21 protein-coding genes are annotated in these 25897 nt (G+C 41.3%); 8 read left to right on the plus strand and 13 right to left on the minus strand.

Annotated elements, in window-relative coordinates:
- Positions 1–531: 531 nt before the first annotated feature.
- From BN3283_RS06910 to BN3283_RS06920, 3 genes are all read left to right on the plus strand, one after another.
- Positions 532–2667 carry a TonB-dependent receptor gene (locus BN3283_RS06910; RefSeq protein ID WP_059026166.1) on the plus strand — a complete coding sequence of 712 codons (2136 nt, stop codon included), beginning with the start codon at positions 532–534 and terminating at the stop codon, positions 2665–2667.
- 14 nt (positions 2668–2681) lie between these two features.
- Positions 2682–3374, plus strand: coding sequence for a hypothetical protein (locus tag BN3283_RS06915; RefSeq protein ID WP_041503630.1), 693 nt, complete (start codon positions 2682–2684; stop codon positions 3372–3374).
- A gap of 138 nt (positions 3375–3512) precedes the next feature.
- Complete coding sequence (locus BN3283_RS06920) at positions 3513–4169, plus strand: superoxide dismutase (RefSeq protein ID WP_082667078.1); 657 nt, start codon at positions 3513–3515, stop codon at positions 4167–4169.
- A 29-nt stretch (positions 4170–4198) separates the two neighbouring features.
- On the opposite strand, the gene BN3283_RS06925 is transcribed toward BN3283_RS06920, so the two are convergent.
- From BN3283_RS06925 to BN3283_RS06950, 6 genes are read right to left on the minus strand one after another with little or no spacing between them, the layout of a single operon-like run.
- On the minus strand, positions 4199–6376 hold the full coding sequence (locus tag BN3283_RS06925; protein ID WP_059026167.1) for a S46 family peptidase: 2178 nt from the start codon (positions 6374–6376) through the stop codon (positions 4199–4201).
- Between the two features lie 31 nt (positions 6377–6407).
- Positions 6408–6989 carry a Maf family nucleotide pyrophosphatase gene (locus tag BN3283_RS06930; protein WP_059026168.1) on the minus strand — a complete coding sequence of 194 codons (582 nt, stop codon included), beginning with the start codon at positions 6987–6989 and terminating at the stop codon, positions 6408–6410.
- A gap of 2 nt (positions 6990–6991) precedes the next feature.
- Complete coding sequence (locus BN3283_RS06935; protein ID WP_059026169.1) at positions 6992–7936, minus strand: geranylgeranylglycerol-phosphate geranylgeranyltransferase; 945 nt, start codon at positions 7934–7936, stop codon at positions 6992–6994.
- 54 nt (positions 7937–7990) lie between these two features.
- Positions 7991–8518 (minus strand): KdsC family phosphatase, encoded by a 528-nt coding sequence (locus BN3283_RS06940; protein ID WP_059027198.1) that lies wholly within the window; start codon positions 8516–8518, stop codon positions 7991–7993.
- A gap of 12 nt (positions 8519–8530) precedes the next feature.
- The gene (locus BN3283_RS06945; RefSeq protein ID WP_059026170.1) at positions 8531–9361 is read right to left on the minus strand and encodes a Rossmann-like and DUF2520 domain-containing protein; all 831 of its coding nucleotides are present in this window, start codon (positions 9359–9361) and stop codon (positions 8531–8533) included.
- Positions 9358–9843, minus strand: a complete 486-nt coding sequence (locus BN3283_RS06950; RefSeq protein ID WP_041503624.1) for a hypothetical protein — start codon at positions 9841–9843, stop codon at positions 9358–9360. Before BN3283_RS06950 ends, BN3283_RS06945 begins: the two co-directional genes overlap by 4 nt.
- A gap of 131 nt (positions 9844–9974) precedes the next feature.
- Here BN3283_RS06950 and BN3283_RS06955 point away from each other — a divergent pair, with 131 nt between their 5' ends.
- The 4 genes from BN3283_RS06955 (at position 9975) to buk (ending at position 14530) form a co-directional block, all read left to right on the plus strand.
- Complete coding sequence (locus tag BN3283_RS06955; RefSeq protein ID WP_059027199.1) at positions 9975–10763, plus strand: aminotransferase class IV; 789 nt, start codon at positions 9975–9977, stop codon at positions 10761–10763.
- A gap of 118 nt (positions 10764–10881) precedes the next feature.
- Positions 10882–12288 carry a serine hydrolase domain-containing protein gene (locus tag BN3283_RS06960; protein WP_070807462.1) on the plus strand — a complete coding sequence of 469 codons (1407 nt, stop codon included), beginning with the start codon at positions 10882–10884 and terminating at the stop codon, positions 12286–12288.
- Positions 12221–13342, plus strand: coding sequence for a glycerate kinase (locus tag BN3283_RS06965; protein WP_082667079.1), 1122 nt, complete (start codon positions 12221–12223; stop codon positions 13340–13342). The genes BN3283_RS06960 and BN3283_RS06965 overlap by 68 nt, the downstream gene beginning before the upstream one ends.
- A 114-nt stretch (positions 13343–13456) precedes the next feature.
- Positions 13457–14530 (plus strand): butyrate kinase, encoded by a 1074-nt coding sequence (gene buk / locus BN3283_RS06970; RefSeq protein ID WP_041503622.1) that lies wholly within the window; start codon positions 13457–13459, stop codon positions 14528–14530.
- A gap of 96 nt (positions 14531–14626) precedes the next feature.
- On the opposite strand, the gene BN3283_RS06975 is transcribed toward buk, so the two are convergent.
- The 3 genes from BN3283_RS06975 to ahpC all read right to left on the minus strand — a co-directional run bounded on the left by BN3283_RS06975 (position 14627) and on the right by ahpC (position 17798).
- Entirely contained in the window at positions 14627–15439 is an 813-nt protein-coding gene (locus BN3283_RS06975) for a M48 family metallopeptidase (RefSeq protein ID WP_059027200.1), read from the minus strand.
- 158 nt (positions 15440–15597) lie between these two features.
- Complete coding sequence (ahpF, locus tag BN3283_RS06980; protein ID WP_059026172.1) at positions 15598–17148, minus strand: alkyl hydroperoxide reductase subunit F; 1551 nt, start codon at positions 17146–17148, stop codon at positions 15598–15600.
- Positions 17149–17234: 86 nt separating this feature from the next.
- Positions 17235–17798, minus strand: coding sequence for an alkyl hydroperoxide reductase subunit C (ahpC, locus tag BN3283_RS06985; protein ID WP_059026173.1), 564 nt, complete (start codon positions 17796–17798; stop codon positions 17235–17237).
- Between the two features lie 125 nt (positions 17799–17923).
- On the opposite strand from ahpC, the gene BN3283_RS06990 reads away from it, so the two are divergent.
- On the plus strand, positions 17924–18847 hold the full coding sequence (locus BN3283_RS06990) for a hydrogen peroxide-inducible genes activator (RefSeq protein WP_041503618.1): 924 nt from the start codon (positions 17924–17926) through the stop codon (positions 18845–18847).
- 10 nt (positions 18848–18857) lie between these two features.
- On the opposite strand, the gene BN3283_RS06995 is transcribed toward BN3283_RS06990, so the two are convergent.
- The 4 genes from BN3283_RS06995 to purL all read right to left on the minus strand — a co-directional run bounded on the left by BN3283_RS06995 (position 18858) and on the right by purL (position 25753).
- Positions 18858–20012 (minus strand): M20 metallopeptidase family protein, encoded by a 1155-nt coding sequence (locus tag BN3283_RS06995; RefSeq protein ID WP_059026174.1) that lies wholly within the window; start codon positions 20010–20012, stop codon positions 18858–18860.
- Positions 20013–20016: 4 nt separating this feature from the next.
- Positions 20017–21345: a nucleobase:cation symporter-2 family protein gene (locus tag BN3283_RS07000; protein WP_059026175.1), complete on the minus strand. Its 1329-nt coding sequence runs from the start codon at positions 21343–21345 to the stop codon at positions 20017–20019.
- Positions 21346–21365: 20 nt separating this feature from the next.
- Positions 21366–21935 carry a xanthine phosphoribosyltransferase gene (gene xpt, locus BN3283_RS07005; protein WP_059026176.1) on the minus strand — a complete coding sequence of 190 codons (570 nt, stop codon included), beginning with the start codon at positions 21933–21935 and terminating at the stop codon, positions 21366–21368.
- Between the two features lie 131 nt (positions 21936–22066).
- Complete coding sequence (gene purL / locus BN3283_RS07010) at positions 22067–25753, minus strand: phosphoribosylformylglycinamidine synthase (protein WP_059026177.1); 3687 nt, start codon at positions 25751–25753, stop codon at positions 22067–22069.
- Between the last annotated feature and the right edge of the window lie 144 nt (positions 25754–25897).

The following is a 25897-nucleotide window of genomic DNA, read 5'->3' on the forward strand; positions in this document are numbered from 1 at the left end:
GTATAAAAATTGTTTCTTTAACAATTTATTTACAAGTATAATTCTTTAAAATTTAGAATGTTTCTAATTAATTGTATTTTTCGATTAATTTTGATATTAGCATGAAGCGTATCTATATTTTTAATAGCTTTGTAGCATGTTTTTTATAGGCCCATCGGTACATATATTTGTATATCTGCTTGTTTCAGCCTTTTTCTTTATCTGTTTTTATACAAAAAGCGAAACAAGAATTCGGGAAAACTTACCGGAAGAGAAAATTATTACTCTCTCCCAAGGGACTTTCGAGACATTATCCGCGTGTAAAATAGTAGATTTTATAAAAAATACGATTCATAAGGAGCCGGAGGCGGCAGAATTTTTAGTTTTAAAGAAAAAAGTTTTACCCTACATCATAAATTACAAAGATCCTCTTTCGTCGAGTAAAACCCTTCGAGCCCCTCCTGCTGCTTAATTAGCTTTTTCGCTTTCCGCTATTACGACATCCGTTTGTAATGCACTTTGAACTGATTTACCTTACTAAAATTTATTATAATGCGAATAACTATTTGTATAATACTATTTTGCATCCTATCCAAAGCCCTAAAAGGGCAAAGCAGTACGGCCATTCGCGAGCAAGATTCAACTTACAGCATAATTGAACAATTAAAAGAGGTCGTCGTATCTGCCGAGAAAAGGATATTGCCTATAAACAGTATTCCCATAGCCTTAACTGTCATCACGGGGAAGAACCTGCCGAACGAAAATAATCTGGATTTAAGGAATCTATCGGGAATCGTTCCCAACTTTTACATACAGGAGGACGGTCTCAAATTATCAACCCCCTTGTATATACGCGGAATAGGTACCGTTTCCGGTACTCCTCCTGTCGGGTTATACGTGGACGGAGTTCCCGTTTTCGATAAAAATGCTTTTATTTTTGATCTGTACGATGTCAAACAGATTGAGGTTTTACGGGGACCGCAAACAACACTTTACGGAAGAAACAGTATTATCGGATTGATCAATATCACAACCAATATACCTTCAAATGTTTTTTCCATAGAAGCGAAAGCCGGAGTGGCCAGTTATAATTCACAAAACTACATGATATTAACGAATCTGCCTCTCCGTAACGTTATTTATAACAAGCTGTCTTTTACTTATAATCGCACGGACGGATACTTTAAAAACAGGTATACGGGAGGTAAGCCTAATCAATCCGACTCTTATAATCTGCGTTATCAGGGATTAGTACATACGAACAACACCTGGAAGATAGCTTTGGGTATGAATTACAACCATAGCTTCGACGACGGATACGCCTACCACGCGATCGATTCGTTAAAACGACATCGCTATACCGTGAATTACAACGCGACCTCTTCCTATGAAAGAGATCTGGTATCTACTTACGTTAACCTGAAAAGAAATTTCGAACGAACGTCTTTCCTGTGGGTGACTTCTTACTCCTGGTCGGAAGACAAGCAGCTATTAGATGCCGATTTCACTCGTTATGATGTTTTTCAGAATGAAAAAAGCTCTAAACAAAATCTGATTACGCAAGAGATCAATTATCAATCGACTCTGGCAAAACGCATAGATTGGACTGTCGGGACTTTCGGTTTTTACAAAGACTTAACGAATAATTATTTGGCATTATTCGGAGAAGACCGGCAATTGTTGCTTCCGATTGATTTGGATAAGGCTTTGTATTATAACAGTACAAAAACCTGGGGAGCTGCCGGATACGGTCAGATTACCGTAAAAGATTTACTTCCCGGACTAATGCTCACCATCGGATTGAGATACGACTATGAAAAGGTAAAACTGTCGTATCGCGACAGTCTACTCTATCACGGAGAGCAAAAATTTACCGGTTATCATGATTGGAAAGAGTCTAAAGATTACAAGGAGTGGTTACCCCAATTTTCTATTTTACAGAGGTGGAGCGACCAATTGTCCGTTTACGCGAGTGTATCCAAAGGCTATAAAGCGGGAGGTTATAATATTATTTCTAATGAAATGACGTCTCAAATAGTCAAGTTGGGCTATGATAAAGAGAGCCTGTGGAATTACGAGACGGGAGTAAAATATTTTAGCCGAAACAGTAAATTCAACCTGAACGCTTCTCTTTTTTATATCGATTGGAAGGATCAGCAGATATTCGTCATGGGCATGATGGGACCAAGTATCAAGAACGCCGGAGATGCCCGAAGCATAGGAGGCGAAATGGATATGAAATGGGAATTTGTGTCTCGCCTAACCTATTTCTTATCTGCAGGATACAGCGATTCGGAGTATTACCATCACCTGAACAAAGAATATGAAGGAAATAAAATCGTTATGGCCCCCGACTTCACGATGAATACGGGATTCTCTTACTATAAACGCATAAAATTTTTCTGTTTTAATACTTTGACAGCTTCTACTTCGGTAACCGGTTTCGGGACACAATATTTTGACGAAGCAAATCGCTTGAAGCAGAATCCTTATTTCCTCTGGAACATGGATTGGGGTATATCAGGGAAGTACATTGACTTCAGAATATGGGGAAAAAACATATTGAACAAAGCGTTTTTCAGCTATATGTTTACCAGTCCGGTAGGAGCCAATTTACCCGCTTATCGCCATTCAGGGCAATCCGGAGCCCCTTCAAGATTCGGAGCTTCCATTACGTTTAAAATTTAAATAAAACAATCATCATGAAAAACAAATTGACTTCTATCATTTCGATATTATCCCTGTTATTCGTTATCGTTTCTTGCAATGACAACAAAGAACCGGAACCCTTTTTGCAAGGAACATGGGCTTACAAAGCTCCTTATTTCGTGTTCGAATATAGCGAGGAAAACATAGATGTGAATTGGGGAGGACAAACACTTCAATTTAAACCCGAAGAGTTAACGACGATGTTCAAGTCCATGGCAGGAACTAAAATGGGAGAATATTTTGTCGGTATACAATTTGTTTCCGAATCGGAAATGAATATCAATATGAAATTTAAAGACCAGACACAAAAGACATTAAAAGCCACTTATGAAACTCAAGGAACCAAGTTGGGTATCTTATTGGATAAAGAGAGTTTAAAAGAGATTACCGGAAAAGAATTGAATATTCCTCAACTCTCTTTCGATTATAAAATCATCAACAACCAGTTGACGGCCTATTTGAACTGGAGCTATCTGAAAGGCTTTTTAAATACACCCTATGTATCCGGTATGTTAGATCAATTATTTCCCACGTTGGCCGCAACGCTTCTGAAAGACCAGTGGCAATTCATGCCGGAACAAGCCCAACAGGCCGTGGTCAATCAGCTGAAACAGATCTTTAACGAAGTTAAATCAAAGACAGAAGACTTAGAGATCGGTGTCGTAATGGAATCCGTTTCCCTCTAAAAATGATTATATTGCAAATATATGATACTAATTTGGCAAAAAAAGATTTAAATTGTATAACTTTATAAGGCTTGAATTGCAACTTTCGTTTGGAATCGGACGTATAACAGCAGCCTGTCAAATTAAAAAAGATACATTATGAAAACAGAAGAATTTAAAGAGTTAGATGTGTTGATTTCATCGAACGTAATAAATGCCAGAGGTGAGGACAAAAAATTCAAATTACCCCCTCTTCCTTATAAAGAAAACGGTTTGGAGCCTTATATCAGCGAGAAAACCATTCAATTCCATTACGGAAAACACATGGCTACTTACATCAATAATATGAACAATCTGATTGCCGGTACCGAATACGAAAACATGTGTTTAGAAGGGATCGTGATGAAATCGGAAGGCGGTTTATTTAACAACGCCGCCCAATCTTATAATCACGCGTTTTATTTTGAGGCATTCAAACCTTACGATTCGGCCAAAGTGGTTCCAACCGGAAAAATAAAAGAGTTGATTGATAAATCTTTCGGTAGCTTCGAAGCTTTTAAAGAAGCATTCACAAAAGCCGCCACGACCTTATTTGGTTCCGGATGGGCTTGGGTGATACTTACGAAAGAAGGAAAACTCGAAATCGAACAAACCGGAAATGCGGACAATCCGTTGAAACACGGTAAAAAACCGATCTTAACCATAGACGTATGGGAACACGCTTACTATTTGGACACTCAAAACGCCCGTCCGAAGTACATAGAAAATTTTTGGAATATCATTGATTGGAACGTTGTCAATCAGCGGTTAAAATAAAAAATCGGGAGAAAATCTCCCGATTTTTTTTAGGGTACAATCTCCATCTCTTCGATCAGATGTTTAGCTCCCGCGTACTTATCGATAATAAATAATACATAACGTATATCTACCGCAATATTTCGGCATATTTCCGGACTGTATTGCATATCGGACATTACCCCTTCCCAAGCCCTGTCGAAATTCAGACCGATCAGATTTCCATCCGCGTTCAACACGGGGCTTCCGGAATTTCCACCTGTCGTATGATTGGTTGCAATAAAGCAAACCGGCATCTCTCCATCCTGAGCATACGAACCGTAATCTTTGGATTCGTACAACTCTTTTAATTTCTGAGGAACATCGTAATCATAGATTGCGGGATTGTTTTTTTCCATAATTCCCTCTAAAGTCGTATAATGCTTATAATACACGGCATCTCCCGGCGTATACCCTGCAACCTTACCATAAGCGATTCGCAAAGTTGAATTGGCATCCGGATAAAACGTTTTATCCGGTTGCATCTCCATTAAACCGGCCATCCATAAGCGATCCAGCGTTATTAATTCATTCTGTATCCGGGTTAATTCCGGTTTTATCTTTTCTTTGACCAACTCCTGAATCCCGTTCATGAATTGATATATCGGATCTTTCTTAATTTTCTGCAAACCCTTAGGCGTCACATGTTTTACAAACTCAAGAAGAGCCTCCCGATGCGTGAATAAGGATTTTTTAAAGATATCCGCCGCATAATGATCGTAACTCTTCTCTCCGTGTTTGATATATTTGGAATTTAATTTGACCATGCCAGGGATCCACTCCTCTCCCAACTCCTCATTATTATACAACCGAAGCATCTCTGCCATGATTTTCTGATCGGTAGCCGCATCATAATCTTTATAAAACGCCTCAATCTTTTCCGTAAGTAATTTTTTATACTCCTCTTTGTCGTCAACTTTATCATAAAGATCAAAAAGTTTGGATAAAGAGGATGCCAAACCAACGATTTCGGCACCGCGCAAACCGGCTTCCATGGCATAGGCTCCGGCTAATGCAAAATCCTTTCTTCTCTCGTACAGATTGCGGTAGCGGTCTGTTAATCCGATATATTGCGTTTTCTGTTCGCCACGCGCCCATCGATCGAATAGCTGTTCCAATTTTTTCTTTTGTTCTGCTGTTTTGAAACGTTCCAGTCCTTTAATCTCACCCTGCCACTTTTTCCAGGCATTAGCCACATTCGCGGCTTTGGCGGCATATTTAATACGTAATAATTCATCCGAATTCATAGCGGCATTAATGACATTCAATTTCGCCGTCCGGATTTTGATTTTATGAGGATCTTCTATGTTTGCGATCTGTTCGATAGCATACGAGGTTAAGTATTCCTGCGTAGTTCCCGGATAACCGAAAACCATCGTAAAATCACCTTCCTTTACTCCTCCTGTTGATATCTTAAAATACTTGGCCGGAGTATAGGGTATGTTATCTTGTGAATAATCGGCCGGTTCGTTGTCTTTTCCGGCATATATCCGTAAAACGGAAAAATCCCCCGTATGGCGAGGCCATACCCAATTATCCGTGTCTCCTCCGAACTTACCTATTGCAGAAGCCGGAGCTCCCACCAAGCGTACATCCCGATAGATTTTAAATACCGACAAAAAATATTGGTTCCCGTTGAAATAAGGTTTAATATTAGCTTTCAAATTCGTTCCTTTTACCGCTTCCGACTCTAATCTCCGGGCTGTTTGCGTAACGGCTTCGATTCTCTCTTCTTCTGTCATTCCGGGTTTTACGGCCGCATTGATTTTATCCGTAACGTCTTCCATTCGTACCAGGATAGAAGCCGTAATCTTGGGATTGGCCAATTCCGCTTTTTTATCCTGCGCCCAAAAACCATCTTTCAAGTAATTGTGTTCCAGACTGGAATGAGCCTGAATCATTCCAAAAGAGCAATGGTGGTTCGTAATAACGAGTCCTTCGTTACTCACTATTTCCCCCGTACAAAAGTGATGGAACGGTGAATCTTCCCGCCCCAAACCGATAACTGCATCTTTCAAGGAGGCGTGATTAATATCGTAAATATCTTCCGCGGTAAGTTTAAAACCGGCTTTTTGCATATCTTCGATATTATACTTCTTTAATAACATAGGAATCCACATTCCCTCGTCTGCCATACTGGGCAGGGCCAATAGGACAAAGGCCAAAAAACATACTGCAATTTTTCTCATATATAACGATTTAAAATGATTTTTATCGAATTTACCAATCCAGATTCTTTAAGGTCTCGTAAAGCTTCTGCGTAGGTAACCCCATTACATTATAGAACGATCCTTCTACTCTCTCAATCCCGATATACCCGATCCACTCCTGAATTCCGTAGGCTCCCGCCTTATCAAAAGGTTGAAACGTATCCACGTAAAATATGATCTCTTCATCCGATAGAGTGTTGAAATAGACGTTCGTAAAAACCGAGAACGAGTGTTGTCGCATCGTCGTGGTCAAAGTAACACCTGTTACAACCACGTGTCGACGTCCGGATAATTCCTTCAACATACGGATGGCCATATCCCGATTTTGAGGCTTACCAATAATTTTGTCATGGAGGCATACCACCGTGTCTGCAGTAACCAATAATTCATTCTTTTCCAATTCATGTCGAAAAGCTTCCGCTTTCAAACGGGAAAGAAATTCCGGTACCCGCGTAACAGGTATATCCTCCGGATATTTTTCTTCGATGTTTTTCGTCCGGACCTCAAACGTGAATCCGGCATCCCTCATTAATTGCTGTCTCCGGGGGGAAGACGACGCCAAAATCAATTTATAATTGTTAATAATATCCATGTTTACGCTACACTATTAAAGAAGTATTGTAACAACAAGCTAAATCCCACACACAGAACCATAATAAGGCGTATCAAATAGAATTGAAATTTTTTACGATCATCCCTTAAAACCGAATAGACATAGAACAAATAGGGTATGAATAGACCAACTGCAAAATATCCTAATACGACCCACGAATGTGAAAATTCTATGGCATAAAGTACGAACATGGATACAATGCACCAGCATACGAGAATAGAGATAAAAATTTTAGTCTTTCTGATTCCCAATTTTACCGGAAAAGTCATCACTCCGTCATCCCGGTCTCCCTCTATACTGTATATATCTTTATTGACTTCATAAATCCACATGTTGAAAAAAAGAAAATAAGAGAACCATCCCGTCCAATACAATACGGCATTGAAGTTTATTCCCGTTTTTGCGATAACATCCGAATAAGTATGAGTCAAAAGAGGGATTTCAAACAATACCGCGGACAACGGAATGCAACCGGCCAAAAAAGCCACGATCAGATTTCCCCAGACAAAACGTTTTTTATAGCGTGAAGAGTAGAACCAAAGCAAAAGCGAAACGGCCAAAAATAAAATCCCGAATTCCCAATGGCCAACTCGTTCTCCCATGTAAAATGCAATGACAACGGCTACTATATTTAAAAAAGTGTGCAAGATGATAGCCATACGCCTGCTTATCGTTTTTCCGACAATAATCTCCCGGTTTCCCGAAAGTCGGTCTGTCTTCGTGTCAAAATAGTCATTGATCACGTACGCTGCTGAAACAAGGCAACAGACAGAAACTACAAGGAACGAAAAATCTCCATCCGACAACTGCAAGGAAAATCCTCCCCGCACCAAGAGCGGTACGATAACGAAGTAACGCATTGCATACATGGTAAAAGCAGCAAAGGCAATTGTTCGTAAACGGATTAATTTAAAAATTTCCAACATCTATAAATTCTTGTAGTTAAACGCTAAGATCGTTACTGACTTTCGCCCATTTTATTACATGCACTTTACATAACATTGCGTATCCATCCACTCCCCTTTGGCCTTCAATACTTGAGATACTACATCCCTTACACAACCCAATCCCCCGGGGATATCGGAAATATAACGGGAAATCGACTTTATTTCTTCACAGGCATCAGCGGGACATACAGGTATACCGACTTGGGTCATTACGTTGTAATCCGGTATATCATCCCCCATATACATCACCTCTTCCCTTTTCAAACAATGCTTTCGTAGAAATTCGTCCAATGCCTCCACCTTATTCGCGATACCGAGATAAATATCCTGAATACCCAGTTTTTGAAAACGTTCCCTTATTCCGGGAGCGTACCCTCCCGATATAATACATACCGGATAGCCTTTTTTGATACAATACATCATGGCATAGCCGTCTTTTGTACACGATGTCCTTACCAATTCCCCTTCAGGGGTAATATTCATCTCGTGGCGGGAAAAAACACCATCCACATCAAAGGCAAATGCCTTTATCGTTTTAAGTTCTTCTTTAAAAAAATTCATATTATTCATTTATTACCAAAGTGTTGGCATATCCGCTATTTCATCTTGATTCGTCGGATTATCCTCTTTCGTCTGACTCTCTTTAATCATTTCCGACAATAAAGCATACAGCTTTAATAAATTTTTATTCTCTTTCAACATACTCTTATGCCCGTTCAGGATAGATTCATCTCCCCGTTTAGCCGGTCCGGTTTGAGCCTCCATAGGAGTCATTAACATGACTTTGTGTGCCGTTTCGAAGATCAAAGGCCGTAAGACCGAAAAAGGCAACCCACTATTTTCCAACATTTTTTCAGCTATATGATACAAGTAATTAGGAAAATTACAAGCAAAAACGGCTGCCAAGTGTAGCTCTTTACGCTGATCCGAATGGACGGGATATATATTATCCGATAAATCAGTTGCCAACTCCCTTATTCTCTCCATTGCAACAGGAGAATTCCCTTCTATACACAGGGGGATTTCCTTGAAATTCAAATCTCTTCCTTTAGAAAAAGTCTGAACAGGATAAATAACCCCGTATTGTTTCGAAAAAGGTTTGAGAATCTCCATAGGAAGACTTCCTGACGTATGCAGTAAGAGTGCATCATCATGTATTCTAATTGACTTCAAAAGAGGATGTAACACGTCGTCACTTACACAAAAAAAATATATATCCCCATCCGGATAAATTTGTGAAAGATCAGATGTATAAGAGATACCTGTTTTGCGACCTAATTCTCTTGCGGATTCGATGGTACGGCTGTATATCTGACATAAATTGGCTCCCGCTTTCAATAAAGCGGCGGCTAAATGATGTGCCACGTTACCGGCCCCGACTAATATGATTTTATCTTGTCTCATTCCTGATATCCTATATTTTTCGGTTTTATTTTCCCCGTCTTCAACGCCTCACAAAGACGATCGACAGCTTTGCAAATATCTTCATAAAAAAACTCAGAAATCAATACCAACTTTCCCTCCGTAACCTCCAAATGCTTATATCCATTTTTATTTTCATTCCGGTTTATTAGCAGTAAATCTCCCCCAGGAATAAAGGTATGAGTCATTTGGTTGCGTAGTTTATCGTACAAGTAATAATTCTCATTTAACAAACGGTAGCGTCCTCCGAACAATTTTGTAACACCGGAGGCAAATCTTTTAGCAGACTGCCCTTTAGCCTTCATCGGTTTCGTATCCAAAAAACTTCCCAGCACCTCAACAGCTTGTCCCATAATAACAAACTGCATATACGATAATTCGAGTTCCACAACCTTCGAGAGCTCTTTTATCATGACATTCCGCAAGAAATATTCTATCCGATTGATTTGTTCGCTTGTTTCCATAATTCCAGCCAAAATTAAGGCAAATAATTGAAAGTTGAAAATGGATGCAAGAGAATATAAAGTTTAAGAACTTTAACGATCACTTATTCGTTTTATCCTGTAACTTTGCGTCAGGTTAAATGAATACGAATATGATGCTATACAATAACGTTCCTATAGAGAAACGGTCGTTTTCCGAGGATATTTTAAACACGGGACTAAGTCTTTACGAAGTATGCAGGGTTTTTAGAGGAAGTGTCATTTTTCTCGAAGACAATCTCTTAAGACTGGAGAATTCCATACGTAAATCAAACGTAAATATCGATATCCATGCGCTCCATATAAAAGACAAACTGGACCACTTAATTCGTTTGGAAGGGATCAAAGAGGGTAATCTTAAATATGTCCTACACATCACTTCCGACGCAATTGACGAATACATATATCAGATCCGGCACTCCTATCCTACAGAAGAAGATTATCGCTCGGGAGTTGATACGATTACTTATCATGCCATGAGGGATAACGCCGAAATAAAATACATTAATCCTCACTTGCGCGAAACGACCAACGAACTCATTCGTTCGCATGGAGTTTACGAGATCTTACTGATAGATCAGGACGAATGTATCACGGAAGGATCTCGTTCCAACGTATTTTTTATACGCGACAACATTTTTTATACAACACCTGTACCTTATGTTTTACCGGGTACAAGCAGAAAACGGGTACTTGAGATTTGCCGGCAAGAAAATTTCCCTGTCGTGGAAAAACGCGTGTCCTGTGCGGACTTGGAAAACTACGACACCGCTTTTATTACAGGAACTTCTCCTCTCGTGTTACCGATACGTAAAATCGATCACCTGTTTTTCAATCCCGCACACCCCTTATTGAGAAAAGTCATGGAACGCTATTTTTCATTATTAACTTTAAATTTTTAACCTGATTTCACATGCTTTACTTTGAATAAGAATATCTTTTTCTTAATATTGCGAACGTATTGTATACTTCTGTTATCTAAAGAAATACAATGCGTTTTTTTATTACGAAACAGAGCCTATGAAATATATTATAAGTTTGATCATTTTATCAGGTGTTCTTTTGTTCAGGCCTTGGAATATCAACTGTAATCAGGCCGATATGATGGAAACGACAGAAGAGCGGCCTATGGAAGATACCCTTATACCTATTCACGATATCATTCATAATTATTATTCCGATTTATCCGAAACAAAACGTTTAGATGCAACTATCGAACGATTTATGAATCAATGGGAAATAAAAGGAGCCTCTTTGGCTATCATGAAGGATGGAAAATTGATTTACAGCAAGGGATACGGGTATGCCGACGAGGAATCTCAGACCAAGGTTGATGTGAGTCATATCTTTAGAATCGCTTCTATTTCTAAATTAATTACGGCAACCGGCATTATGAAGCTGGTAGAAAGTGATAAATTATCCTTAGAAGATAAAGTTTTCGGAGAAAACGGAATATTGAACGATACCGTATACCAAGCGATCAGGGACAAGCGGGTGAAGGAGATAACGGTAGAACAGTTGCTGCGACACAAAGGAGGATTCTCTTTAAGGTACGGAGATCCCATGTTTCATCCGGTAGAAATTGCTAAAAAAATGGGCGTTCCCCCTCCTGCCGATTTGAATACGATAATCAGGTTTGTATTATCAAAGCGTTTAGGATTCCGTCCGGGGACCAGTACTTGCTACTCGAATGTAGGATACGGGATTCTTTCCAAAGTAATTGAAAAGATAAGCGGACAATCTTATGAAAAATACATTCAGGACAGCATTCTGATCCCTGCCGGCTGTTTCGATATGCACCTGGGTAACAATTTATGCGAAAGGCGCTACCCGAACGAAGTAAAATACTACGAACCCACCAACGCCGAATTAGTACGGGCATGCGATGGAAGGGATACGTTGGTACTTCGATCCAACGGGGGAAATAATATCGAAGAACTTTACGGCGCCGGAGGATGGGTAGCTTCTCCGACCGAGTTACTACGATTCCTGTCCGCGATAGACGGAAATGACAATTATCCCGATGTATTAACTCCCGAAAGCGTCAAGACGATGACGGCCAATATTTACAATGCCCTGCCGATCGGCTGGATGAACACGAATTCCAGAGGTGATTGGTGGAGGTCAGGGACCTTGGCCGGAACGAGTGCTATGATGAAACATCAAAAAGACGGTTTCAGTTGGGTTTTCATTACGAATACAAGCAGTTGGACCGGAAGTAAATTCCCGAACAAAATAGAACGGATGATGCATCAGGCTCTAAACCGGGTAAAATCCTGGCCCGAACGGGATCTTTTTGATCCGGAATATTGTAAAACGATAGAAAACTCTCAAGAATTATTAGCAAACGAACCCGCTCATGAACCCCTTTCCTCCAAAAATTCTCTTAGCACCCAACGCCTTCAAGGGAAGTCTCTCAGCTTTTGAAGCGTGTCATATCCTTTCAACATCTCTAAAGGGAAACGGAATTGAAACGATATCTCTACCTATGGGGGACGGAGGAGATGGAACTGCCGCCGTATTAGCTTATTATTACAAAGCTCGGCCCATAGAAACCGTGACTTGTGACGCATTGGGACGGGCCCGGAAAGCTATTTACTACGTTGACGGAGATACTGCTATCATCGAGTTAGCCGAAAGTTGCGGGATAAAACACTTGAAAAGAGAAGAATACGATATTTTAAATACGAATACGGCGGGGTTCGGAATAATGATCCGTAACGCAATAGAGTGCGGTTTTAAAAAATTAATTCTTTGTATAGGAGGAAGTGCCAGTGTGGACGGAGGAATGGGAGCTTTACGGGAAATAGGTTTGTCCATAGAAAAAAAATCAGATACATACAGGAACGATATTATTGATATGAAGGACATTCATACCGATTATATACAAAATAGATTTAAGGATATAGAGTGTACCGTCTTATGTGATGTGGATAATCCGATAACAGGAGAACAGGGAGCTGCTTTCATGTTCGGTCCCCAAAAAGGGGCGTCTTCGGAACAGGTCATTTTATTGAATCAAAAGCTTCATAATCTGACCTGCTTGTTAGAATCCAAAACCCGGAAGTCGTTACATACCCTGAAACACGGAGGTGCTGCCGGAGGGATTGCTTTGTCTTTTTGTTCTTTGTTGAATGCTAAATTAGTATCCGGTTCCACTTTTTGTATAGAACTTGCTCGACTAAGGGATTATCTCTCTTCTGTCCAAGCAGTAATAACAGGAGAAGGTAAAATAGACGTACAATCTCTGCACGGAAAAATTCCCGGATCCATTTCCGACCTATGTCGTGAAAATCATAAAACGGTATATGCTATTGCCGGAATGACAGACCATCGACTTCTCTCCTCTTTCGACCAGGTCTTCACATTGCTATCTCATGCTTCTTCCGTGGAGGACTCTATCATAAATGCAAAAGAATATCTAAAAATCATTGCCCAGGAAATCTCGGATGTATTTTACGCTTCCATCTATCCCATGTAACCTCTGCAAAATAAATTATCACTTTTCCTTTGACATTTGCTTACAATTTATAAATTTTGCAGCTTCAAAACAGACAATCATAAATAATTATCTAATAACAAAAACTTATAATTTATGTCTTATAAAATTCTTGCGATTAATCCGGGGTCAACTTCCACGAAAATTGCTATTTACGAGGATGAGAATGAGCTATTCGTGAAAAATATCAAGCATTCATCCGAAGAAATCGCCCGTTTTGAGACCGTTGCTTCTCAATTCCAATTCAGAAAAGAGATCATTTTAACCGAATTGAAAAATGCCGGGTTCGATATCAACGAGATCCATGCAATCGTTGGCCGGGGAGGATTGGTTAAGCCTATAGAATCGGGAGTGTATGAAGTAAACGATGCCCTTATAACCGATTTAAACAACCCTCCTCTCGGAGAACATGCATCCAACCTGGGCGGATTGATTGCTCACGATATCGCCCGCTCTTTAAATAACGGAGCCAAAGCCTATATCGCAGATCCGGTCGTTGTGGATGAAATGGAAGAAGTTGCCCGTCTCACCGGACATCCCGCATTCCGAAGAGTCTCCATTTTCCATGCATTGAATCAAAAAGCAATTGCAAGAACTTATGCCAAAGAGATTGGGAAAAAATACGAAGATATCAATCTGATTATTGCCCATTTGGGAGGAGGCGTTTCCGTCGGAGCACATAGAAGGGGACGAGTAATTGACGTAAACAACGCTTTGGACGGAGACGGACCGTTTTCTCCGGAACGTTCCGGTACCTTGCCTACCGGACAATTGATAAAAATGTGCTTCAGCGGAGAAAAGACTCAAGCCGAGATAAAAAAGATGATCAAAGGTGAAGGCGGATTAGTAGCTTATTTAGGAACTAACGATGCTTATGAAGTAGAGCTGAAAGCGAAAGAAGACCCGCAATGGAAACTGGTTCAGGACGCAATGTCATATCAGGTGGGTAAAGCTATTGGAGAGATGGCTGCCGTTTTGAAAGGTGACGTGGATGGCATTCTGTTGACCGGAGGAATCGCACATAACCCCTTCCTGGTTGCTTATGTAAAAGAGATGGTCGAATTCATCGCCCCGTTAAAGGTATACCCCGGAGAAGACGAAATGCGTGCTTTGGCCATGAATGGCCTGATGGTTATCCGCGGAGAACTTACCGGAAAAATCTACCAATAAGAGTCGGTCTTTAAAAGGGGAAAAGGCTCTAAATGTCAGTATAAAAAAAATGAGAAGCGCTTTGCTGCGCTTCTCATTTTTTATCGATTCATTCATTTATTTATTTTCAGTCGTATCGACAGGCTTCTGAATACCTTCAGTCGTTGTGCGTTCTTCCATACGCTTTATGCGTGAATCCAAATCGGGATGAGTAGAAAATAACTGGTTCAGTTTACTGTTTTTTTTCGCTCCAGCCTCTTCCTGCATCTGTTTCAATCTATGAAACGAAAGAGCCATCGCCCATGGATTTTTCCCGGCCTTCTTCAAAAATTCATAACCGTAATCATCCGCATCGCGTTCCTGTTTTTGCGAGTAATTGGCTTGCACCAAAGCTTCACCGAGATCACCTAACTGCGAATCGGTCAATGCGGCAACTTTTCCGCCTTGAGACGACACTCCGTCCTTTAAAGCGGAAGTCAACAATGCCGTACGAAAAGCTTTCTTCGAGTCCTTATGGGCCACATGTCCCACCTCGTGTCCAATCACACCCAACAACTCCTCGTCACTCATAATATCCATTAACGAAGAAAAGACGCGTACGCTACCATCCGCACAAGCAAAAGCGTTAACGTCAATCACATAGTACACTTTAAAATTCAAAGGAATACCCTCCACCTCCTTCAATCCTTCCGTCAGTTTCTTCAGTCGAATAGTATAAGGATCATCATCGGCACATACCTGATTGTGCTTATCCATCCAATCGATATACTCCTTTACATACGCGGCCATTTGTTCGTCAGTCAGCGTAACCGCCTGCACCGCTTTCGATGCCCCGCTCACTGCTTTTTTAAGTTTTAACTGCGCCATTACAGGCATCACGAATGTTGTACACATGAGTACAACCGCACATTTCACAAAGAATCTTATCATCATATTTTAGCATAAAAAATTACGCGGCAAATAAAATAAAAAAAATCCATACCAGATAACAGTTAAGCGACTTTTTTAGACTTTCTGCAAGTCATAAAATTCCTCGGAAATCTTTGGTTCCGAGGAATCTTTTGTAAGAGTCTTTCTCTCTGTTTTGATCAGACGACTCCCCGTATACGATCTTCAAAGGCCGTAAGAGCAGCTTTTGCTCCCTCACCCATCGCAATGATAATTTGCTTGAAAGGCACGGAAGATACATCTCCCGCGGCATAAACTCCTGGAACATTCGTCCGGCAATAACTATCTATGACAATCTCGCCTCCGCGGTTCGTATCCAAATATTCCCTAAACGGGAGCGTATTGGGAGCTAAACCGATCTGCACAAAGATACCATCCAATTCAACAATACGTTCTTCCCCCGTTCGATGATCTTTTACGCGAACCCCAGTCACCTTCTCTCCATTTCCAATCACCTCCGTGGTTTGAGAATCGGTGAAAATATCGATATTAGGCATACTTTTAGCCTTCTCTTGTAATACCTTATCGGCTTTCAATTCATCCAGAAATTCAAATACAATCACGTTCGAGCAGATTCCAGCCAGGTCTATTGCAGCTTCGATCCCCGAATTTCCTCCCCCGACAACCGCCACTCGTTTTCCTTTATAAAAAGGACCGTCACAATGCGGGCAAAACGCTACGCCGCGTCCGATGTACTCGTCTTCTCCCGGTACATTCAATTTACGCCAACTTGCTCCCGTGGCAATAATAACTGCATCCGCCATGAATTTTTCCCCACCGGATACCGTTAATTGTCTTTTACTTTCTTGTATCTCTATTTTCTCTATTTTTCTATGCTCGAACAAATCGATAGGATAACGATTCATATGAGTCCTCAAATTATCGGCTAACCGATCTCCCGTGGTTTCGGGAATGGATATTAAATTCTCTATCCCTACAGTTTCTTTCACCTGCCCCCCTATCCTTTCAGCGATGACCGCGACACTCAATCCTTTACGAGCCGAATAAATGGCGGCAGAACATCCGGCCGGTCCTCCTCCAACAACTACAACGTCGTATTCTTTAGCAGGTATCTCCCGAACGTTTTCGATTTTTCCGTACCGAACTTCCAATTTATCCAATAAAGTCCCGAAATCACCCCTTCCGACATGCAATAACTGCCCGTCCGCAAAAACGGCAGGAACTCCCTGAATCCTCAATGCATCTATCTCTTGGGGATAAATAGCTCCATCCACCATTTCATGTCGAATCGCACCGTTTAACGTGGTCATTGCATTCAATGCCTGTACGATATCGGGGCAATTGGTACAGGTTAAAGAGACATAAGTCGTCAAATGTATGGGACCTTTTAAAACTTTTACACGGTCACATATTCCTTTATCCGGAAAATTTTTCCCTTTTCCGTCCAAATTCAATATCGCCAGCAATAAAGAAGAAAACTCGTGTCCGTTAGGAACCGCCCTGAATTTTATACCGGTCATTTTGCCGTTTTTCAGTAAAACAAAGGATAAACCTTCTCCCTCTCCTACTCGACAGGAAATTTTCTCGGAACAGGAAGATACGTCTTCCAATAGTTCCAATAATTCCGCACGACTTCCATGTTCCGGCGAAACAGAAATATCGAAAAGGTATTCTGCCTCCAACGGGCTAAATATTGTATATAATTGTTCTTTTAATTCAGAATCTAACATCTTGTTTTATTTGTTTTCAGTGGTTTCCTGACGAAGAAATAGGGTCGAGATAAAGTTTCCCGACCCCGTTTTCCTGTCAATTTATCTTAAATCTTTCCGACCAAGTCAATACTCGGTTTCAACGTTTCTTCTCCTTTTTTCCACTTGGCAGGACAAACTTCATCCCCATGTGCCGCAACAAATTGAAGAGCCTGAAGACGACGGAACAATTCTTCCGCATTACGTCCCACATTACCGGCCAATACCTCGTAAGAAACGATTTTCCCCTCCGGATTGACGATAAAAGTACCCCTCTCTGCCACTCCGTCGCTCTCGATCATAACATCAAAACCGCGGGCAAGCGTTCCTGTCGGATCAGCCAACATGGGATATTGTATTTTCTGAATGGTTTTTGAGGTGTCATGCCATGCTTTATGAACAAAATGAGTATCACAGGATACGGAATAAATTTCACAACCTGCCTGTTTAAAATCTTCATATTTATTCGCCAAATCCTCTAATTCCGTAGGACACACGAATGTAAAATCGGCCGGATAAAAGAAAAACACGGACCACTTGCCCAGGACATCCGCTTTACCGATTGTTTTAAACTCTTTATTTACATAGGCTTGAACCTTAAAATCTACAATCTCTTTTCCAATTAGTGACATAATCTTCATTTTTAATTTATACTGTTTATCTATCTGTTCTTATTAGTTCGATACAAAAATATTCTGAATATTTTTATAAATCAAACAGATATTATTTATATTTGTATCTATAAAATCTATATACAATGACAATACAACAGATGGAATACATTGTGGCGGTCAATAAATACCGTCATTTTGTGACAGCTTCGGAAAAATGCGGAGTAACCCAACCGACCCTGAGTATGATGATTCAGAAGTTGGAAGAGGAGTTGGAGATTAAAATATTCGACAGGACCAAGCATCCCATAGAACCAACTAATATGGGGCTACGGATCATCAGGCAGGCCGAAGCTTCTCTATTCGAAATCCGAAAAATCAAAGAGATGGTCATTGCCGAGACCGAATCTCTTTCCGGAAATTTGCAGATAGGCATTATTCCAACAGTTGCCCCTTATCTTGTTCCTGAATTTATTACTTTTTTTAAACTCGAATACCCGACAGTAGACCTCTCTATCTCGGAGATGAGAACCGATAATCTCGTTCACCATCTTCACGACGGATTGATAGATATCGTTATTGCTTCTACTCCATTGAATAGACCTGATTTTTATGAGATACCGCTCTATTATGAACAGTTCGTGGCTTATTTCGCCCCGGAAAATCAACAAAAAGATCAGGTTCTAACAGCGGAAAATTTGCCGGGAGAAAATCTTTGGGTGCTACAAGAAGGCCATTGCATCCGGAATCAAATTTTTAATCTATGTTCTCAAACGGCCAGTTATAACCACATTTACGAAGCAGGAAGTATAGACACATTAATCCGGATCGTAGATAAAAACGGCGGGTACACCTTGATTCCGGAATTACACCTGCCGTTTTTGACGGAAGAACAGAAAAAAAATATCAGATCCATCGCATCTCCTCCTGCCGTGAGGGAAATCTCAATTATCATACGGAAAGATTACGTTAAAGAAAGAATGATAAATGCCGTTGCGGACACGGTGAAAAAAATCATTCCTTCGTCTATGCTTGACGACCGATTAAAAAAATTCTCCATAAAGTTGTAACTCTCAAAGTTTATCGGTTATTCAGAAAGGTCAAACAATTCTTGACCAGCAAGTCTATTCCTATGGATATTGCTTTTTCATCGGGGGCTAACCGGGGGCTATGCAAGGGCGGCATAGATTCGGAATCTTCCGGGCAAACACCCAATACCCATAACACGCCCGGTATTTTTTCCAAATAGATAGCGAAATCCTCTCCCAATGTCAGGGGATCCATCTCGATTACATTCTCTGAACCGACAAGATCGGAAGCATTTTTCCGGACCAAACGGGTAAGCCGTTCGTCATTCACGAGTACGGGAAGTCCATTCCAAGTATTATCCATTCTAAAAGAACACCCGTAAAGTCCGCAGATAGCACGGGACTTTTCTTCTATCAACTCGAAGATTCGATAGCGTAAAACGTTATCGTGCGTGCGAACGGTTCCCAAAACATCGACCCGGTCCGGAATGACATTATTACAGGTTCCACCGTGAACAGAGGTAATTGAAAGAACCGCCGGAATAAAGGGATTCCTGAATTTAGTAATTAAAGTTTGATAAAACTGTATCAGATGAGCAACGGCCAGTATCGGATCCGATCCCATTTGCGGCATGGCGGCATGTGTTCCCTTGCCTTCCACTGAAAAAATAATATTATCCGAAGAAGCAAAAAAAGCTCCGGCACGTATACCGATACGACCGGTTTTCAATCCCGGAAAAATATGTTGAGCAAAAATCGCTTGCGGCACAGGGTCCTTTACGACTTCCGGTAAAAGCAAACGAGCTCCTCCCGGCCGTTTCTCTTCGCTCGGCTGAAAAAGTATTTTAACCGTCCCGTTCAACTCCTTCTCTCTCCTTTTCAAAAAAAGGAGAGCCCCCAAAACCATGGCCATATGCATATCATGTCCGCAAGCATGCATCATTCCCTCCTTTTCAGAACAATATTCCAATCCGGTCTCTTCTTCTATCTTCAACGCATCCATATCGGCCCGTAGGGCAACACAACGCTTCCCTCTGCCCACATAAGCAATAATACCCGTACCGATCTCCTGATAATCAATATGATGATCCTCCAGTATCCCTGTTATATATTTTTGCGTATTGAATTCCTGCATGGCAAATTCCGGATGCCGGTGGAAATAACGCCTGTACTCTATGGCCAACGAATAAATATCTTCTGTCTTCATTTTATCATTCTTTAATTCGAATCAACGCGTTTGATACAATAGCTGTCACCCCTCCGGCCGTAATTCCGGAAGAAAAAATGTTCTTTATCGTGTCCGGAAAATACATTAAAATTTCAGGAAGCAACTCCACACTCAATCCTAAAGAAAAACTGAGAGCCATTACCAAGGTCGCTTTACGATCGATATTCTGAGAAGCTATAATTCGTATGCCGGCCGCGGCCACCGTTCCGAACATCAATAAGGTAGCTCCTCCTAAAACCGGTTCCGGCATCAAGGAAAATACCAACCCTACGGCCGGAAAAAGTCCCAGAAGTATTAAAAAGGCAGCAATATAATACCCTACATAGCGACTGGCAACTCCCGTCAATTGTATCATTCCGTTGTTTTGAGCAAATATTGAATTAGGAAAAGAATTGAATACGCTTGCCATGAAAGAATTAAATCCATCGGCCATAATACCTCCGGAAACCCGTCTTATAAACTTGTCTCCCTCCACGGGTTCTCCGGATATCATGGAATTAGCCGTGATGTCTCCGTATGCCTCGATAGCGGTAATAGTATAAATTAGTCCTACAGCAATAAAGGAAGACCACTCGAAAGATAATCCGTACTTGAAGGGAAGGGGAATATGGACACCACCGTAATTCCGAACAGAAGAAAAATCAATCATCCCCATAAAATAAGCTATAACATACCCGGCACCCAATCCGATAACGATAGAACTCATCCGAAGGTATTTATTCCCGCTCCGGTTAAAGAAAATAATCAATACCAGAACAAAGGCCGCCAGTTCCAAATGCTCGAAACTACCAAATGTTCCGTCGGCTTTAGCCAAAGCCCCTCCACCACAAGCCGTAATCCCCACTTTAATCAAACTCATGCCGATCAATGTAACAACTATTCCGGAGACAAGGGGAGTAATTATCTTTCTGGCATATTTCAATAGCCGACTAATCAACATCTCGACAAAAGAACCAGCCATACAAACCCCGAAAATCAAAGGCAATCCTCCCGTTAATCCGGTAGAGATAATCGGACCGATAAAAGAAAAACTCGTTCCTTGTATACATAGCAACCCCGTTCCTATACAACCTATTCGTTTGCATTGAATAAATGTGGATATTCCTGATGCAAAAAGAGCCATGGAGACTAAAAATGCAGTAGTTTCCACATCCAGATTCAACGCCCCGGCTATTATAAGGGGTGGTGTCACTATGGCGACAAAAATAGCCAATAAATGCTGTAATGCGGCAAAAAAAGCCTCTTTAAAAGGCGGCCGATCCTCAATTCCATAGATCAAGGCTGAACGCTCCTGCTTGTTTTCCATGTCCATACCTCCTCTAATTACCGTATTTATTCCCGTATTTCAATCCGGCAGTTATCCAAACTATCGATGATCGCCAAGGATTCAACAAGGATATTCCTATTTCTTAACAAATCTCCCCCGTGCTGAAATGCCTTCTCTATGATAAATCCCATCCCGACTAACTCTGCTCCAGCTTGCTCTATCAAATCAATGATACCGTTAGCGGCATTGCCATTGGCTAAAAAATCGTCGATAAAAAGAATCCGGTCTCCTTTACCTAAAAAATCTCTACTGATACACACGTTATACTCCCTGTCTTTCGTAAAGGAACGAACCGTTGTCGAAATCGTATTTTCCATCGTTTTGGGCTGCTTTTTCTTAGCGAATACGACCGGTAGCTCTAATAGATACCCAACCATGATTGCCGGAGCTATTCCGCTGGCTTCAATCGTCATTACCTTGTTGAAATTCAGGTTGGTAAACCGACGAACAAACTCAACCCCGATAGATTTCATCAAGATGGGATCCATTTGATGATTTATAAAACTATCCACTTTTAAGATACCTCCTTCAAAACATCTACCATCCTGCAGAATCCTTCTTTTTAGTAACTCCATAGGTCTTTATATTTATCTATTTCACACTCCCTGCAAAAGTATAAAAATCTCTTGTGATACGATCCGTTCTTTTCAAATTATAAAAAAGCAGCCATAAGAATGGCTGCTTTTTTATATAACAATAACAATGTTTATTTCTGTGCTTCTATCCATTTTTTAGCATTCACGAATGCTTCGATCCACGGACTCACTTCATCCTCTTTCCGATCTTCCGGATAATACGCCCAGTTCCAAGGAGCCATAGAGCGTTCCAAATGAGGCATTATCGCCAAGTGACGACCATCCTTGCTGCAAATAGCCGCCGTTGCCAGAGGAGAACCGTTCGGATTAGCCGGATAGCGGTCGTAACTATACCTGACAGGAATATGATACTCCTCCTGTTCATAAGGTAAATAGAATTTCCCTTCTCCATGAGCGATCCAAATTCCCAGACGAGATCCCGCTAACGTTTTCAACATAATTGAATTATTCTCCACGATATCCACGTTTACGAAAGCTGATTCAAACTTATGGGAATCGTTATGCAGCATCTTAACTTTCTTCTCTTGCTCCGGATAAACCAAATCCAACTCCACCATTAATTGGCATCCATTACAAACACCCAGACTCAAGGTATCCTCCCGCTTATAAAAATTCTCTAAAGCGACACGCGCTTTTTCATTATATTTAAACGCACCGGCCCATCCTTTTGCCGAACCTAAAACATCCGAATTGGAGAATCCTCCCACAAAAACAATCATATTCACGTCTTCCAGATTTTCCCGACCGGAAATCAAATCCGTCATGTGAACATCCTTAACATCGAATCCCGCTAAATACAGCCCCCAAGCCATCTCCCGATCGCATTGGCACCCTTTTTCGCGAATAATAGCAGCTTTTATACCCGAAGGAGTCGAACGATTCGAATCCAACCCCAACGCGGCTAATTTTCCAGTAAAAGAAGAGGGGAATCGATATTTCAATTCATTCTGCTTGTAATTTTTATACCTCTCCAATGCCAACTCAACTCCGCTTTGACGACGATCTAAAAGATAAGAGGTTTTAAACCACAAATCCCTTAAAGAACGAATATCCAGGTTCCACCGCACACTATCCTTTTTAATCGTCAAACGGCCGCTCTGAGACAATCCCCCAAGGAAATTATAGGCAACGCCGGCCTCATCCAAAATCCGGGCCACCTGTTTACAATCCTTTACCTGTATCAATACTCCCGGATTTTCGGCGAATAAAATTTTCACGATATCCTTTTCAGCCAAATAAGAAAAATCGATATCCAGTCCCAAACGATTGTCGGCAAAACACATCTCCAACAAAGCCGTGATCATCCCCCCGGCCGAAATATCATGACCGGCCAATACATACCCCTCTTCTACCAATTGTTGCAAAACGGTGAAAACATTTGCAAAATATTCCGCATCTTTAACATCCGGAGCATCCTTTCCGACCTTATCCAATACCTGAGCAAAGCTGGATCCGCCCAATTTCAATTTATCGAATGAAAAATCAACATATACGATTTCTGTTTGCGGGTCGACTTTTAAAACAGGAGAAACTATTTTTTTTATATCCTTCACCTCTCCAACCGTAGAGATAATGACGGTCCCCGGGGCATAGACTTTTTTGTCTCCGTATTTCTGTGTCATGGAAAGAGAATCCTTTCCCGTGGGAATATTTATACCTAATTGGATGGCAAATTCACTCGCAGCCTCTACCGCTCCGTATAAACGAGCGTCTTCGCCCGGATTTTTACAGGGCCACATCCAGTTAGCAGATAAAGATATTCCACGTAACCCTTGTTCTATGGGTGCCCAAACCAAATTAGTCAACGCTTCCGCTATGGCCAAACGCGAGCCCTTTGTCGGATCGATCATAGCAGCAACCGGGGCATGACCAATAGAGGTGGCTATCCCTTTCTCTCCCTTATAATCCAAAGCGATAGCCCCCAGATCATTCAACGGTAATTGCAAAGGTCCGGCACATTGCTGAAAAGCAATACGACCGGTCACTGAACGGTCTACTTTGTTGGTCAACCAATCTTTACAAGCTACCGCTTCTATCTGCAACACTTGTTCGATATACTCTTCGATCTTATTTATATCATAATCGATCTCCGTGAAATGTTCCTTCACGTTTTTATCCTCCATAATTGTTTTCGGCGGATTCCCGAACATATCTTTCATCTCCAGATCTATAGGCTTTTCTCCTGTCTCGGCATCAATAAAGGTAAAACGGTGGTCTCCCGTAGCCTCACCGATTACATACATCGGGGCTCTTTCCCGGTCTGCAACGCGCTGTAAAGTAGCAACATCTTTCTCTTTCATCACCAATCCCATACGCTCCTGAGACTCGTTCCCCACGATCTCTTTGTCGGAAAGAGTCGGATCTCCCACGGGCAATTTTTCCAAGTGAATCAATCCCCCTGTCTCTTCCACCAACTCCGACAAACAATTCAAATGTCCGCCAGCACCGTGATCGTGAATGGATACGATCGGATTTTCATCGCATTCCGCCATCGCCCGGATCGCATTACATACTCGTTTTTGCATCTCCGGATTGGAACGTTGCACGGCATTCAACTCTATTGCACCGGCATAAACCCCCGTATCGACGGAAGAAACGGCTCCCCCTCCCATACCAATCCGGTAATTGTCTCCTCCTAATAATATAACTTGATCTCCTACTTCCGGAGTATGTTTCATGGCCTGTCTGCGGTTTCCAAAACCGATACCGCCCGCTTGCATGATTACTTTATCGTAACCGTATGTTTTGTCATTCTCTTCATGTTCAAACGTCAACAAGGAACCCACGATCAAAGGCTGACCGAATTTATTTCCAAAATCCGATGCCCCGTTGGAAGCTTTTATTAAGATATCCTCCGGTGTTTGGTAAAGCCACTTCCGCGGATCGATTTTCTCTTCCCAAGGACGATCTGCCTCCAAACGCGGGTAAGAGGTCATGTATACGGCCGTACCGGCAATAGGAAGAGCAGCCTGTCCCCCGGCAATTCGATCCCGTATCTCTCCTCCTGTTCCCGTGGCAGCCCCGTTAAACGGTTCCACTGTAGTCGGAAAATTATGGGTTTCCGCCTTCAAGGATATTACCGTATCGATCTCTTTCGTTTCGAAAAAGTCCGGTTTATCCTGCGTACGAGGTGCGAATTGAATCACATGCGGACCTTCCAAAAAGGCACAATTGTCTTTATAAGCTGACACGATCCGATTCGGATTGGTCTTTGAAGTCTTTTTTATCATCGAAAAAAGAGATTCTTCTTTAGTCTCTCCATCGATAATAAATGTTCCGTTAAAGATTTTATGACGGCAATGCTCCGAGTTTACCTGAGAAAAACCGAATACCTCCGAATCCGTCAAATTTCGTTTTAACTTTTTACTTAAGTTTTCCAAATAAACAACCTCCTCCTCGTTCAACGCGAGCCCCTCTTGTTGATTATAAGCTCGTATATCTTCGATATAAACGATGGGATCCGGTTTCTTATCGATCGTAAAAACAGATTGATCCAATCCTGCATAAAATGCCTGAAGCATAGGATCGTATGTTGCTTTCTCATTACTACGAGCAAACTCTTCAATCCTTAGGATCCCCGATATTCCCATATTTTGAGTGATCTCTACAGCGTTAGTACTCCAAGGAGTTACCATTTCCCGGCGAGGACCCACGAAATATCCTTCCATCGCCTCTTCTCGAACTCTCTTTGCCCCGCTGAATAACCATTCTAATTTACTAACATCCAAAGGATTTTCTGAATCTTGGTAGTGAACGGCATACACCGTTTCATCTTTTTGGTAGAAAACTATTGCCATGCGTTATATCTGTTTATTTTGAATTCCACGTTTCACCCGCGAATATAATAAAAAACGAGGGATCTTTCCCTAAAAACAGGATTCGAACATAAAATAAAACAGAATTAACGGAATGACGAAAATGCCTATAACCTTTACCAAAGA

Origin of the sequence: Gabonibacter massiliensis, assembly GCA_001487125.1 — a bacterium.
In the GTDB taxonomy this organism is placed as follows: domain Bacteria; phylum Bacteroidota; class Bacteroidia; order Bacteroidales; family Marinifilaceae; genus Gabonibacter; species Gabonibacter massiliensis.